Genomic DNA, 14225 nt, shown 5'->3' with positions numbered 1-14225 from the left:
GAGTATTCCTCGAACACCGGAGCCTGAAGCCTGTCCGCTACGGATTTGGTTGCACAAACGGATGTCTCGACCATAAGTCGAATTGCCAGCCGCGTGCCGAAATGAGTTCATGTGACTCTTGAGGCCGGGCCGCATGCATCCGTCGAAGTTGCGAAAAATTGCGAAGATTCGGACATGGCGATCCTGGCCATGGGTACCTGGGGCATCACTGACACGCCCCGTCACTCCTGGCAGCTATGCCGACAATTTGGTGCTGCAGATTTTGGAGACGCGTTAAATGGCGCATAACGAAGCAGTCGACGTAGTACTGGTTGGGGCCGGCATCATGAGTGCCACCCTGGCTGTACTGCTCAAAGAGCTCGACCCCGCGATCAAGCTGGAAGTCGTCGAGCTGATGGATTCCGGTGCTGCGGAGAGTTCCAATCCGTGGAATAACGCCGGTACCGGTCACGCCGGGCTGTGTGAGCTGAACTACACGCCACAGGCCGCCGACGGCACCGTCGACATCAAGAAAGCCGTGCACATCAACACCCAGTTCGAGGTGTCGAAGCAGTTCTGGTCCTATCTGACCAAAAAAGGCACGTTCGGCTCGTGCAAGTCGTTCATCAGCCCGGTGCCGCACCTGAGCTTCGTGCAGGGCGACGACGGCGTCTCCTTCCTCAAGGAACGTTTCAAGACGCTGAGCAAGCACCACGCCTTCTCGGACATGGAATACACCGAAGACAAGGCCACCATGGCCGAGTGGATGCCGTTGATGATGCCCGGCCGCCCGGCTGACGAAGTCGTCGCCGCCACCCGCGTGATGAACGGCACCGACGTCAACTTCGGCGCCCTGACCAACCAATTGCTCAAGCACCTGACCAGCGCACCTGATGCCCAGGTCAAGTACTGCAAGCGTGTGACGGGCCTGAAGCGTAACAACGGTGGCTGGACTGTCAGCATCAAGGACGTCAACAGCGGCAATACCCGCGATGTCGATGCGAAATTCGTGTTCCTCGGCGCCGGCGGTGCGGCATTGCCACTGTTGCAAGCGTCGGGCATCGAAGAAAGCAAAGGCTTCGGCGGTTTCCCGATCAGTGGCCAATGGTTGCGCTGCGACAATCCGGAAGTGGTCAAGCACCATCAGGCCAAGGTCTACAGCCAGGCTGCGGTAGGTTCGCCACCGATGTCCGTGCCGCACCTGGACACCCGTGTGGTCGATGGCAAGAAGTCCCTGCTGTTCGGACCTTACGCCGGTTTCACCACCAAGTTCCTCAAGCACGGTTCGTTCATGGACCTGCCGATGTCGGTTCGCGCCGGGAACATCGGCCCGATGCTGGCCGTGGCCAAAAACAACATGGACCTGACCAAGTACCTGGTCAGCGAAGTGATGCAGTCGATGGAACAACGCCTGGAATCCCTGCGTCGCTTCTACCCACTGGCGAAAGCCGAAGACTGGCGCCTGGAAGTGGCCGGTCAACGGGTGCAGATCATCAAGAAAGATCCGAAGAAAGGCGGCGTTCTACAGTTCGGTACCGAACTGGTCGCGGCCAAGGACGGTTCCCTTGCCGCCCTGCTCGGCGCGTCCCCAGGCGCTTCGGTGACTGTTTCGATCATGCTTGAGCTGATCGAGAAATGCTTCCCGAACAAAGCGTCCGGTGAATGGGCTGCCAAACTGGCGGAAATCTTCCCGGCTCGGGAAAAGGTTCTGGAAACCGACGCTGCGCTGTATCGCAAGATCAATGCACACAACAACGTCGCACTGGAACTGGTTGAAGCCAGTAACGAGACCGAAAGCTACGCTTGATTCGGCCTAAAAAAACGCCCCGTCCTCATTGAGGGGCGGGGCGTTTTTTTATGGATCTTCGTCAGCCTTGGAAAAGATCTCAGCCTTCGGCAGCTCCTTGTATCTACATGATCGCGTCGATCCGCGCATTGTGTAGGAGTTGCCGAAGGCTGCGATCTTTTGATCCTGATTTTTTGATCTTAACCGCGAGCTTTGCTGATCAGCTCGATGTATTCGGCCGCGTTGCGCTGATCCTTGATCAGCGCGACGAAGTCATTGCCGTGCTCATCCTTGCCATCCAGGTCATAGCCGGCTTCAACAAAGAACGTCAGAAAACGCTCGAAGTCATCGATGCGCAGGCCACGGTACGCCTTGATCAGTTTATGCAGCGACGGTGAAGTGGCGTCGACCGGCTCAAAATCGAGGAACAGCTTGATCTGCTCATCGCCGATCTCGTCACCAATCACTTGCTTCTTATCTTTACGCATTGCCGACTCCAGCTCGCAGACATTTCACGGGGCGGGCAGTTTACCCCTGCGCAGGCGCCAGGCTCAACGCGGACGAACGCTGCCTGTGTGCAAATCGGCCCAGATATGGCCATTGGCGTAGCTGAGGAACTGGCAATAGACCGTGTCATTGCGCAACAAGTCGATCACCACCCGGTATTGAGCCAACGGGTAATAGAGGGTCAGGGTTTTGCTTTTTTCGTCGTAGATCGGCTTTTTCAGGCTTTTGCTTTCGCCATCGAAGTTGACCAGCACCTGGCTGATGGTCGCGCCCTTGTTCAAGGATTTGCCCTTGAGACGGATCAGCAATGGCGAGGTGACCGGGATCGGCTGTTGGTTGGACTGGCGCTGGCTGCCGATCACCACCGAATAGTCGGTGACCTGCAACAGTTGCTGCTGCTCGGGTTCAGCATCACGCAGGGTCAGGTCGTCCGGGGGCAAAAACTGCAAGTGCATCGGCGACGGGGCGGCGGCCAGGGGCAGGCTGACGGTCAGCAACAGGGCGGCGCAGCTGCGGATCAAAAGGCTCATGGATGGCTCCGGGGGCGGGGCCGAGCACTCTAGCATGAGGATCTATCCGGCGAATAACCGATCCCGGTCAATACTCTGGAAGACAAGGCTGGGCATACTGAAAGAGCTTTCAGCCCCATTTCGACAGTGCACCCTTTGTTGTGGAGTCCCCATGTCATTCTCCATGCCCCCGTTATTCGCCGCCTGGCGTCAGACTTGGCGCGCAGGTTATAGCCTCAGACGTTTGCGCGGCGATATCAGCGCCGGGGTGACGGTCGGGATTATCGCCATCCCTCTGGCCATGGCCTTGGCGATTGCAGTGGGAGTAGCGCCCCAGCAAGGTCTGTATACGGTGCTGATCGCCGCGCCCCTGATCGCCCTGACGGGAGGCTCGCGCTTCAATGTCAGCGGGCCGACAGCCGCATTCGTGGTGATACTGCTGCCAATCACCCAACAATATGGCCTGGGTGGCCTGCTGCTCTGCACCATGCTAGCCGGGGCAATTCTGATTGCCTTGGGGCTGATTCGGGCCGGACGGCTGATTCAGTACATCCCTTATCCAGTGACCTTGGGCTTTACCGCCGGGATCGGCATTGTCATCGCCACCCTTCAATTAAAGGATTTGCTGGGCCTGAGTACCACCGGGCATGCCGAACACTACATCGAGCAATTAGGCGGGCTACTCCAGGCGTTACCCAGCGCTCGCCTGGGGGACGGGATCATTGGTGTCATGTGCCTGGCGGTTCTGATCGTCTGGCCGCGTTTTGTGCCGAGGATTCCGGGGCATCTGGTGGCGCTGGCCGTCGGCGCATTGCTGGGGCTGGCACTGGAAAGCGGCGGGTTACCGGTTGCGACGCTGGGGGAGCGCTTCAGCTATATCGTCGATGGCGTCAGCCATCCCGGCATACCGCCGTTTCTGCCGAGCTTCGACTGGCCGTGGAATCTGCCGGGGCCCTACGGCCAGCCGCTGCACCTGTCTTACGACCTGATCCGCCAATTAATGGCCCCAGCCTTTGCCATCGCCATGCTCGGTGCCATTGAATCATTGTTGTGCGCGGTGGTGGCCGACGGCATGACGGGCAGCAAACACGACCCCAATGCCGAACTGCTGGGTCAAGGCCTGGGTAATCTGGTCGCACCGCTGTTCGGCGGCATTACCGCCACCGCGGCAATCGCCCGCAGCGCCACCAACGTGCGCAGCGGAGCGTTTTCGCCATTGGCGGCGATTATCCACAGTGCGGTGGTGTTGCTGGCGATACTCGCCCTCGCGCCCCTGTTCAGCTACTTGCCGATGGCGGCGCTGGCGGCATTGCTGGTGATGGTGGCGTGGAACATGAGCGAAGCCCGGCACGTCGTGCACACCTTGCGCATTGCACCGCGCAGCGATGTGCTGGTCTTGCTGACCTGCCTGAGCCTGACGGTGCTGTTCGACATGGTGCTGGCCGTCGCCGTCGGCCTGTTGCTGGCCGCCGGCTTGTTCATCAAACGCATGAGCGACCTCACGGACACCGCCGAACTGCCTCGCGAGTTCCATCAAGCCTTACAGGATATGCCGGAGCATGTGCGTTGCTATGCGATACGCGGACCGCTGTTTTTCGGTGCAGCGGAAAAAGCCCTGGGCGTACTGCGCAAATTCAGCCCGGAGGTCAAAGTGGTGATTGTCGAGATGAGTGCCGTGCCCATGCTGGACATGACGGCGTTGGCGGCCTTCGACAATATCCTCAGGGATTACCGCACCGACGGCATCGGCCTGATTCTGGTCGGAACGGCTCCACGGGTACGCCTGAAACTCAGGCGCGCGGGCATCCATCGGGAACAGCGCCAGTTGGCCTATGTGAACAACCTGGAACAGGCTCGACGCAAAAGCGAACGCTGGCTCGCCGGACAGGGCTGAGCGCGCAGTTCAAGCAAACTGCGCATGCATCCCGATGTGAGGACTTGCATTCAAGCCTCAACGTGCCTGGCGGCAAGTCGCCCCCAGACAGTCATCCTGTTTACATGCCTTTAACGGCAAAAATCCCGTTGGCGTTACGCCAGTAGCCTTTGTAGTCCATGCCGTAACCGAAGATGTAACGGTCGATGCATGGCAGGCCGACGAAATCGGCTTTCAGGTCCGGGCGAGCCTTGCGGTCGTGGTCCTTGTCGATCAGCACGGCAGTATGCACGGCGCGGGCGCCAGCGTGTTTGCAGAAGTCGATGATCGCGCCCAGGGTGTGACCTTCATCGAGAATATCGTCGATGATCAGCACGTCACGGTCGATGAACGAGACTTCCGGCTTGGCTTTCCAGAACAGGTCGCCGCCGCTGGTTTCGTTGCGATAGCGGGTGGCGTGCAGGTAGGACGCTTCCAGCGGGAAGTTCAGATAGGTCAGCAGCTTGCCGGAGAAAATCAGCCCACCGTTCATCACGCAGAACACTACCGGATTGCTCTCGGCCAGCTGATCGTTGATTTGTGCACCGACGCGGGCGATGGCCGCCTCGACTTCAGCTTCGGTGTACAGGCAGTCAGCCTCTCGCATGATTTGACGGATATGCTCGAGATCAGCGGACATGGCGCTCTCCAAGGGGGACGGACAGAGGAAAAGCGGGCAAAGGTACGCATCCCGCACGGCCAGATCAAGCGTTTGTGGACTAACGTTCTATATGTCTATAGGACAACACCCTCGGATAGATTAATCTGGGCCGGTTTTTTTGCCCGCCTCCGGAGCCTTCCCCATGCCCATCCTCGAGATCCGCCATCCGCTGATCCGTCATAAACTTGGCCTTATGCGCCGCGCCGACATTAGCACGAAGAATTTCCGTGAGCTCGCTCAGGAAGTCGGTGCCCTGCTGACCTATGAAGCCACCAAAGACCTGCCGCTGGAAAGCTACGACATCGAAGGCTGGTGCGGCACGGTGTCGGTCGAGAAAATCGCCGGCAAGAAAATTACCGTGGTGCCAATCCTGCGTGCCGGTATCGGCATGCTCGAAGGCGTACTGAGCCTGATCCCGGGCGCCAAAGTCAGCGCCGTCGGCGTGGCCCGCAACGAGGAAACCCTCGAAGCCCACACCTACCTGGAAAAACTGGTGCCGGAAATCGACGAACGCCTGGCGATGATCATCGACCCGATGCTCGCCACCGGTGGTTCGATGGTCGCCACCATCGACCTGCTGAAGAAGGCCGGTTGCAAGGACATCCGCGCAATGGTGCTGGTCGCCGCGCCAGAAGGTATCGCCGCCGTGGAGAAGGCTCACCCGGACGTGATCATCTACACCGCTTCCATCGATCAAAAACTGAACGAACACGGTTACATCATCCCAGGCTTGGGCGATGCCGGTGACAAGATCTTCGGCACCAAGCAGAAGGACGCTTGAGCATGCAGCAAGCGTTCAACGATCCGCTCTGGCGCACCGTGTTGTCGGGCGCGCAGATGCTGTTCGTGGCCTTTGGCGCGCTGGTGTTGATGCCGTTGATTACCGGTCTCGACCCGAACGTGGCGCTATTCACTGCAGGCCTTGGGACGATTCTGTTCCAGATCGTCACCGGGCGTCAGGTGCCGGTGTTCCTCGCCTCGAGCTTCGCCTTCATCACGCCGATCATTCTCGCCAAGGGTCAGTTTGGCCTGGCGGCGACCATGGGCGGCGTGATGGCGGCGGGTTTCGTCTACACCTTCCTCGGCCTTGCCGTGAAGATCAAAGGCACCGGGTTCATCGACCGCATGCTACCGCCAGTGGTCATTGGCCCAGTGATCATCTCCATCGGCCTGGCCATGGCGCCGATCGCTGCCAACATGGCGATGGGCAAGGCCGGCGACGGCACCGAGCTGATTGCTTACCAGACGGCGATGTTGATCTCGATGCCGGCGCTGCTGACCACCCTGATCGTCGCGGTATTCGGCAAAGGCATTTTCCGCCTGGTGCCGATCATCTCCGGTGTACTGGTGGGTTTTGCGATGGCGTTCTATTTCGGGGTGGTCGACACCGCGAAGATTGCTGCTGCACCGTGGTTCGCGATTCCACACTTCACCGCGCCGGAATTCAACTGGCAGGCGATTCTGTTCATCGTTCCGGTAGCCTTGGCCCCGGCCATCGAGCACATCGGCGGCGTGATCGCGGTCGGTAGCGTGACCGGTCGCGATTACCTGAAAAAGCCCGGCCTGCACCGCACCTTGCTCGGCGATGGCATTGCCACCACCGCAGCCGGTCTGTTTGGCGGTCCACCCAACACCACCTACGCCGAAGTGACTGGCGCGGTGATGCTGACCAAAAACTACAACCCGAAAATCATGACCTGGGCGGCGATTTTTGCGATCAGCCTGGCGTTCATCGGCAAGTTCGGCGCCTTGCTGCAAAGCATCCCGGTGCCGGTGATGGGCGGGATTCTCTGCCTGTTGTTCGGTTCGATTGCTGCGGTGGGGATGAACACAATGATTCGCCACAAGATCGACCTGGGCGAAGCACGCAATCTGGTGATTGTCTCGGTGACGTTGGTGTTCGGGATTGGCGGCGTATTGGTCGGCACCGGCACCGGCCCGGACGATTTCGGCCTCAAAGGCATCGCGCTGTGCGCGGTGGTGGCGATTGCGCTGAACCTGTTGCTGCCGGGCAATGACAGCTGGAAGCACAAGAAGGCGGATGAATCGCTGCTCTGAGTGAACTGATCGTTCCCACGCTCTGCGTGGGAATGCAGCCCGTGACGCTCCGCGTCACTGGACGCGGAGCGTCCCCAGAGGCATTCCCACGCAGAGCGTGGGAACGATCATGACTACAGGGCTATCGGCGCCCTTTCGCATAATGCGTTCAACGCCTTGGCCCATTGCGGATCATCGTTGAGGCACGGCACCAGCACCAACTCCTCCCCTCCGCTTCGCGGAATTGCTCCTTCCCGCGATCACCGATCTCTTCCAGGGTTTCAATGCAATCGGCGACGAACGCCGGGCACATCACCAGGACTTTCTTCACGCCACTTTTGGCCAATTCATCGAGGCGCGCTTCGGTGTAGGGTTCGATCCACTTGGCCCGCCCCAGACGCGACTGGAACGACACCGACCACTTGCCATCCGGCAGGCCCATGCGCTTGGCAAACTCTGCCGCGGTGCGCAGACACTGACCGCGATAACAGGTCGCAACCACTTCCGGCGGCGCCCCGGCGCAGCAATCGCTGCCACCTTCGAAGCTGTGACCCGGATTAAGCTTCTTCAGGTGCCGTTCCGGCAAACCATGAAAGCTCAGCAGCAGGTGATCGTAATCCTGCTGCAGATAAGGTTTGGCGCTGGCCACCAGGGCATCGAGGTATTCCGGCTGATCGTAGAACGGCTGGAGAATCGAGAACTGCACGTCGAGTTTCTTCTCCCGCACCACCCGTTTGGCTTCCTCGACTACCGTGGTCACGGTGCTGTCGGCGAACTGCGGATAGAGCGGTGCCAGGGTGATTTTTTTGTGACCCTGAGCCGCCAGACGAACCAGCGTCGACTCAATGGATGGCTCGCCGTAGCGCATCGCCAGTTCCACCGGCCCGTGGGTCCACTGCGCGGTCATGGCCCGTTGCAGACGACGGCTGAGCACCACCAGTGGCGAGCCGTCCGCCCACCAGATCGACGCGTAAGCGTGGGCCGATTGCTCTGGGCGTTTGATCAGAATCAACGACACCAGCAAACGCCGCACCGGCCATGGCAGGTCGATCACATACGGGTCCATCAGAAATTGATTGAGGTAGCTGCGCACATCCGCCACCGAGGTGGAAGCGGGTGAACCCAGGTTGACCAGAAGCAACGCGTGATCGGTCATGCAACGTCCTATTTCTTGAGGCGGCTGGATAAATCATCCAACGCCGCGCGCAAATCAGTGAACTGGAAAGTGAAGCCCGCTTCCAGCAAGCGAGCCGGCATGGCCTTCTGGCCACCCAGCAACAACAAAGACAACTCGCCCAGGCCCACCTTCAACACGAGGGTCGGCATCGGCATGAACGCCGGACGATGCAACACGCTACCCAACGTTTGGGCGAATTCACGATTGCGCACCGGTTTGGGCGCGCAGGCATTATATGGACCGCTGGCCTCATTGCGATGCAGAAGAAAATCAATCAGGGCGATTTGATCCTTGATATGAATCCATGACATCCACTGCCGACCACTGCCGATCGGCCCGCCCAGCCCCAGTTTGAACGGCAACAACAGCCGCGACAAAAAGCCGCCCTCGGCGGACAGCACCAACCCGGTACGAATGAGGATCACGCGAATGCCCAGGGCTTCGGCGCGCTGCGCGGTTTCCTCCCAGGCGACGCACAACTGGCTGGCGAAATCATCAATGACCGGTGGCGATTCTTCGGTCAACTCCCGCTCACCACCGTCGCCGTACCAACCGATCGCGGAGCCAGAAATCACAACCTGCGGTTTTTGCTCGCGGCTTTCGAGCCAGGCCAACAGGGTTTCGGTCAGGGTGATCCGGCTGCTCCACAACAAGGCTTTGCGTTTATGAGTCCAGAGCCGATCGGCAATCGGGGCTCCCGCGAGATTGATAATGGCATCCACCGGCTCTTGACCCAGGTCCTCCAGTCGTGCGATTCCACGTACTTGAATGCCACAGACTTGGGCAACTTTTGCAGGTGTGCGACTCCAGACTGTCAGGCGATGTCCCTGACTCAACCAGTGTTGGCAGAGTTGACGTCCTATCAAACCAGTACCGCCGGTCAGCAATATGTGCATGACATCTTCCTCGCGTGGCGTTTTACCCTGATCACTAGTCTATTTTTATAAGCAGGGATCTTTGGTATCGGGCAGGCTCTGTGCTTAACAATAGGCCAAGCTGTCAGAACAAGAACGCTAAAAGTTATACCAAAAAACAATATTGTACAGGTTTGAACCACGGCGTAGTCTGTACAGACAGGTAAACGAGGCCCCTATGACTGTACCTATCGCAATCATCGGCACCGGCATCGCCGGACTCTCAGCCGCCCAGGCCCTTACGGAGGCCGGGCATGTCGTTCAACTTTTCGATAAAAGCCGCGGCAGTGGCGGACGCATGTCGAGCAAACGCAGCGATGCGGGTGCTCTGGACATGGGCGCGCAATATTTCACTGCCCGCGACCGTCGCTTCGTCACCGAAGTCCAGCGCTGGCAAGCCAACGGCTGGGTCGCCGTATGGACGCCGCAGCTCTATACCTTCCACGGCGGCCAGCTCAGACCTTCGCCGGACGAACAGACACGCTGGGTCGGCACACCACGCATGAGCGCGATCACGCGCGGCTTGCTCGGTGATCTGGAAGTGCATTTCGCTTGTCGCATCACCGAGGTCTATCGCGGTGAAGAACACTGGCATCTGCAAGACGCCGAGGGTTTCACTCACGGCCCGTTCAGCCATGTCGTCATCGCCACGCCCGCCCCACAGGCGACCGCACTGCTGGCGGCCGCGCCGAAACTCGCCGGGGCCGCCGCCGGGGTAAAAATGGAACCCACCTGGGCGGTTGCCCTGGCGTTCGACACGCCACTGGAAACCGCCATCGAAGGTTGCTTCGTGCAGGACAGTCCTCTCGACTGGCTGGCGCGCAACCGCAGCAAGCCCGGACGCGACACCACCCTCGACACCTGGGTGCTGCACGCCACCAGCGCCTGGAGCCGGCAGCATATCGACCTGCCCAAGGAAGCGGTGATCGAACAATTGCACGGTGCCTTTGCCGAACTGCTGCACGACGCCATGCCTGCTCCGACTTTCAGTCTCGCTCACCGTTGGCTGTACGCCCGGCCGGCCAGCAGCCATGAATGGGGTGCCCTGGCCGATGCCGATCTTGGCCTGTATGTGTGCGGTGACTGGTGTCTGTCTGGCCGTGTCGAAGGTGCCTGGCTCAGTGGTCAGGAAGCAGCTCGCCGGCTGCATGAACACCTGCAGTGAATTGAATCAAGTCCAGCCCATTGCTGCTGTCGACATGGGCAGCAGCCCCGCAAAAACCTATACAAAAAATTTGACTTGTACACCTTTGAATCTATGATGAAGTCATGTTGTACAGATCTAATAATCTGTACAGGTCTGGATTCGAGGCGCTCCGATGCCCCCTACAGCCATGAAACCCAAAATCGCCATCAGCGCTTGCCTGATGGGAGCCGAAGTGCGTTACAACGGCGGGCACAAAGCATCGCGGCTGTGCAGCATTACCCTCACCGATTATTTCGATTTCGTCTCGGTGTGCCCGGAAGTCGCCATTGGCCTGGGTACCCCTCGCGAACCGATCCGTCTGGTCGGCAACCCCGAGCACCCGGAGGCTGTCGGCACCGTCCACCCTGAGATCAACGTCACCCGGCCGCTGGCCGACTATGGTCAAAAAATGGCGATGGAGCTGGGCGACATCTGCGGCTATATCTTCATGCAGAAATCCTCTTCGTGCGGGCTGGAACGGGTCAAGGTCTACCACGCCAACGGCGCGCCAGTAGACGGCGGTGGCCGTGGTATCTACGCCCAAGCCTTCTGTGCATTGCATCCTGATCTACCGGTGGAAGAAGACGGCCGCCTCAACGACCCGGTGCTGCGGGAAAACTTCCTCACCCGCGTGTTCGCCTACAGCGCCTGGCAGCAGTTGCTGCAAACAGGCCTGACCCGGCGCAGCCTCACTGACTTTCACTCGCGCTACAAATACCTGTTGATGGCCCACAACCCGGTGCAATACAAAACCCTGGGCAACTTGCTGGGCAACATGGGCCAGTCCGATCTCAAAGAGCTCGGCCCGCGCTATTTCAGCGAGCTGATGACGGCCCTGAAAAAATGCGCCACACGCCGCACCCACACCAACGTGCTGCAGCACATCAGCGGCTATCTCAAACAAGCCATCAGCCCTGAAGACAAACAGGAGGTGCAGCACGTCATCGGGCAGTATCACAAGGGCATCGTGCCGCTGGTGGTGCCATTGACGCTGCTCAAACACTACTTTCGCCAACACCCGGATCCGTACATTGCGCAACAGGTTTACCTGCAACCGCACCCGGAAAACCTCAGCCTGCGAAACGCGATTTAATGAAAAACCCACCGGACACCCGCACCAGCGAGGACCTCGGCACCGACTTCAAGAAGGCCCTGGACGCTGGTTGGCTGCCCATTCGTGAGGTGGCCCGGCAGACCGGGGTCAACGCCGTCACTTTGCGCGCCTGGGAGCGCCGCTATGGGTTGATCGTGCCTCAGCGAACGCCCAAGGGGCATCGGCTGTTCTGCGCCGAACACGTTCAACGGATCCTGACAATCCTTACCTGGCTCAATCGCGGCGTGGCTGTCAGCCAGGTCAAACAACTGCTCGACACGCCTCAAGGGCTTACCGAGCCTGTCGGAAACGATTGGCTGGTGCTGCGCCGGACGCTGCTGCATGCGGTCACTCAGCTGGCCGAACGCACCCTTGATGACACGGTGAATCAGGCGATGGCGCTCTATCCGCCACGCACCTTGTGTGAACAATTGTTGATGCCGTTGCTGGCGGAACTGGACCAACGCTGGCAAGGCCAGTTCGGCGCGCAGATGGAGCGGGTGTTTGTTTATTCCTGGTTACGCAGCAAATTCGGCGCGAGGATCTATCATAACAATCGTCAGTTGCGCACCGCGCCGCTGTTGCTGATCAATCATTCGGACCTGCCGCTGGAGCCTTATCTGTGGCTCACCGCCTGGCTGATCAGCAGCGTCGATTGCCCGGTGGAAGTTTTCGACTGGCCACTCCCCGCAGGCGAACTTGCGCTGGCGGTCGATCACCTGCAAGCCCGCGGCGTACTGCTGTACTCCAGCAAAGCCATGAATCTTTCACAGCTGACGAAACTTTTGAATGGCGTCAGCTGCCCAAAAATGATTGCCGGACCAACGGTGTGCATTCACCACGCCGAGTTATCCGCAAAAACCGTCGCCATTGCTGACTTGTCCCTGGCCGAAGACCCATTATCGGCCCATCAGGGCCTCATTCAGCACGGGATCATTTAATGGCGAATTTTTAATGGATCGTGCGGATACCACCATGCAATTGATCTGGCTGCGCAGCGACTTGCGTCTACACGACAACACCGCCCTCTCGGCCGCCGCAGCCCGCGGCCCGAGTGTGGCGGTGTATTTGCTGAGTCCGCAGCAATGGCTGGCGCATGACGATGCGCCGTGCAAAGTGGATTTCTGGTTGCGCAACCTGAGCGAGTTACGCCATGCGCTGGACGCCCTGAACATCCCGCTGCTGATTCGCAAGGCATCCCGCTGGGACGAGGCACCTAAGGTTCTGCTCAAGTTGTGCCAGCAATTGAAGATCGACGCAGTGCATGCCAACGAGGAATACGGCATTCATGAATCCCGTCGTGATGACGCGGTGGCCAAAGCCCTGAAAGCCCAAGGCATCGACTTTTACCGCTACCTCGATCAACTGCTGTTCAAGCCTGGCACCGTGCTGACCAGAACCGGCACCTATTTCCAGGTCTTCAGCCAGTTCCGCAAGGTCTGCTACGAACGCTTGCATACATCATTGCCTGGATTGGTTACCGCCCCCGCCATTCAGGCGCCACTGGGTATCGCCAGCGACGAACCGCCCTCTCGTGTCGAGGGTTTCGACACGCCCAGCGACACTTTGCGTGCCCTCTGGCCGGCCGGCGAAGCCGAGGCCCGACGCCGCCTCGAGACCTTTACCGACGCACAGATCGACTATTACCACAGCGAGCGCGATTTCCCGGCAAAACCCGGCTCCAGCCGGCTCTCGGCCTATCTCACCGCTGGAGTCATTTCTCCCCGTCAGTGCCTGCATGCCGCGTTGCGCAGTAATCAGGGGGAGTTCGAAGGCGGCAAGCTCGGTGCCGTCACCTGGATCAACGAGTTGCTGTGGCGCGAATTCTATAAACACATTCTGGTGGGCTACCCACGGGTCTCCCGGCACCGCGCCTTTCGCCCGGAAACCGAAACCCTGGCCTGGCGTGACGCCCCGGAAGACCTCAAGGCCTGGCAGCAAGGCCGTACCGGCCTGCCGATCATTGATGCCGCCATGCGCCAATTGCTGGAGACCGGCTGGATGCACAACCGCTTGCGCATGGTCGTGGCCATGTTCCTGAGCAAAAACCTGCTGATCGACTGGCGCGAAGGCGAGCGTTTCTTCATGCGGCATCTGATTGACGGTGATTTGGCGGCGAACAACGGTGGCTGGCAGTGGAGTTCGTCCACCGGCACCGATTCGGCGCCCTACTTCCGGATTTTCAACCCACTGAGCCAGTCGGAAAAGTTCGATGCCGAAGGGGTTTTCATCAAGCATTGGTTGCCACAGATCAATGAAATGAGCAAAAAAGACCTGCATAATCCCGCGAGACTCGGCGGATTGTTCGGTGTGAAGGATTATCCATCGCCTATCGTCAATCTGAGCAGTTCCCGCGAACGGGCCTTGGCGGCGTTCAAGAACCTGCCGTCGCGACAAGGTTTACCGCTACTGGAATGATCTTGATGCCGCAGCGTTACGTTATGAACACGGTATTGAGCCGGGA

Annotated in this window: 12 protein-coding genes and 1 pseudogene; 8 read left to right on the top strand and 5 right to left on the bottom strand. The window is 59.4% G+C overall.

Annotated features, from left to right (window positions below):
- Positions 1-277: 277 nt before the first annotated feature.
- Positions 278-1786, top strand: coding sequence for a malate dehydrogenase (quinone) (gene mqo / locus AB4O41_RS21895; RefSeq protein ID WP_052965774.1), 1509 nt, complete (start codon positions 278-280; stop codon positions 1784-1786).
- A 179-nt stretch (positions 1787-1965) separates the two neighbouring features.
- Here mqo and AB4O41_RS21890 read toward each other — a convergent pair whose 3' ends face one another.
- Both AB4O41_RS21890 and AB4O41_RS21885 read right to left on the bottom strand, forming a co-directional pair.
- Positions 1966-2253, bottom strand: a complete 288-nt coding sequence (locus tag AB4O41_RS21890) for a PA4642 family protein (RefSeq protein ID WP_123719505.1) — start codon at positions 2251-2253, stop codon at positions 1966-1968.
- Between the two features lie 63 nt (positions 2254-2316).
- Complete coding sequence (locus tag AB4O41_RS21885) at positions 2317-2802, bottom strand: hypothetical protein (RefSeq protein ID WP_460144681.1); 486 nt, start codon at positions 2800-2802, stop codon at positions 2317-2319.
- A gap of 151 nt (positions 2803-2953) precedes the next feature.
- On the opposite strand from AB4O41_RS21885, the gene dauA reads away from it, so the two are divergent.
- Positions 2954-4675, top strand: a complete 1722-nt coding sequence (gene dauA / locus AB4O41_RS21880) for a C4-dicarboxylic acid transporter DauA (RefSeq protein WP_460144680.1) — start codon at positions 2954-2956, stop codon at positions 4673-4675.
- 100 nt (positions 4676-4775) lie between these two features.
- Here the strand turns inward: dauA and AB4O41_RS21875 are convergent, their stop codons facing one another.
- Positions 4776-5333 carry a hypoxanthine-guanine phosphoribosyltransferase gene (locus AB4O41_RS21875; protein WP_033061274.1) on the bottom strand — a complete coding sequence of 186 codons (558 nt, stop codon included), beginning with the start codon at positions 5331-5333 and terminating at the stop codon, positions 4776-4778.
- A gap of 163 nt (positions 5334-5496) precedes the next feature.
- On the opposite strand from AB4O41_RS21875, the gene upp reads away from it, so the two are divergent.
- Both upp and AB4O41_RS21865 read left to right on the top strand, forming a co-directional pair.
- Positions 5497-6135, top strand: coding sequence for a uracil phosphoribosyltransferase (gene upp / locus AB4O41_RS21870; protein ID WP_367372917.1), 639 nt, complete (start codon positions 5497-5499; stop codon positions 6133-6135).
- A 2-nt stretch (positions 6136-6137) separates the two neighbouring features.
- A complete protein-coding gene (locus AB4O41_RS21865) occupies positions 6138-7412 on the top strand; it encodes a uracil-xanthine permease family protein (RefSeq protein WP_460144679.1) in 1275 nt (424 codons plus the stop codon).
- 113 nt (positions 7413-7525) lie between these two features.
- On the opposite strand, the pseudogene hemH reads toward AB4O41_RS21865, so the two are convergent.
- Positions 7526-8547 (bottom strand): annotated as a pseudogene (gene hemH, locus AB4O41_RS21860) (ferrochelatase).
- 8 nt (positions 8548-8555) lie between these two features.
- A complete protein-coding gene (locus AB4O41_RS21855; RefSeq protein ID WP_460144678.1) occupies positions 8556-9464 on the bottom strand; it encodes a TIGR01777 family oxidoreductase in 909 nt (302 codons plus the stop codon).
- Positions 9465-9660: 196 nt separating this feature from the next.
- Between AB4O41_RS21855 and AB4O41_RS21850 the strand changes: the two genes are divergently transcribed.
- The 4 genes from AB4O41_RS21850 to phrB all read left to right on the top strand — a co-directional run bounded on the left by AB4O41_RS21850 (position 9661) and on the right by phrB (position 14179).
- Entirely contained in the window at positions 9661-10647 is a 987-nt protein-coding gene (locus AB4O41_RS21850) for an NAD(P)/FAD-dependent oxidoreductase (RefSeq protein ID WP_007905831.1), read from the top strand.
- A 154-nt stretch (positions 10648-10801) separates the two neighbouring features.
- Positions 10802-11761, top strand: a complete 960-nt coding sequence (locus tag AB4O41_RS21845) for a YbgA family protein (protein WP_460144677.1) — start codon at positions 10802-10804, stop codon at positions 11759-11761.
- The gene (locus tag AB4O41_RS21840) at positions 11761-12702 is read left to right on the top strand and encodes a MerR family transcriptional regulator (RefSeq protein ID WP_460144676.1); all 942 of its coding nucleotides are present in this window, start codon (positions 11761-11763) and stop codon (positions 12700-12702) included. Before AB4O41_RS21845 ends, AB4O41_RS21840 begins: the two co-directional genes overlap by 1 nt.
- 34 nt (positions 12703-12736) lie before the next feature.
- A complete protein-coding gene (phrB, locus tag AB4O41_RS21835) occupies positions 12737-14179 on the top strand; it encodes a deoxyribodipyrimidine photo-lyase (protein ID WP_460144675.1) in 1443 nt (480 codons plus the stop codon).
- Positions 14180-14225 lie beyond the last annotated feature (46 nt).

Source organism: Pseudomonas sp. S2_A02, from assembly GCF_054668495.1.
Note: the sequence above shows the minus strand (reverse complement) of the source record. Positions and strands in the feature narration are given on the sequence as shown.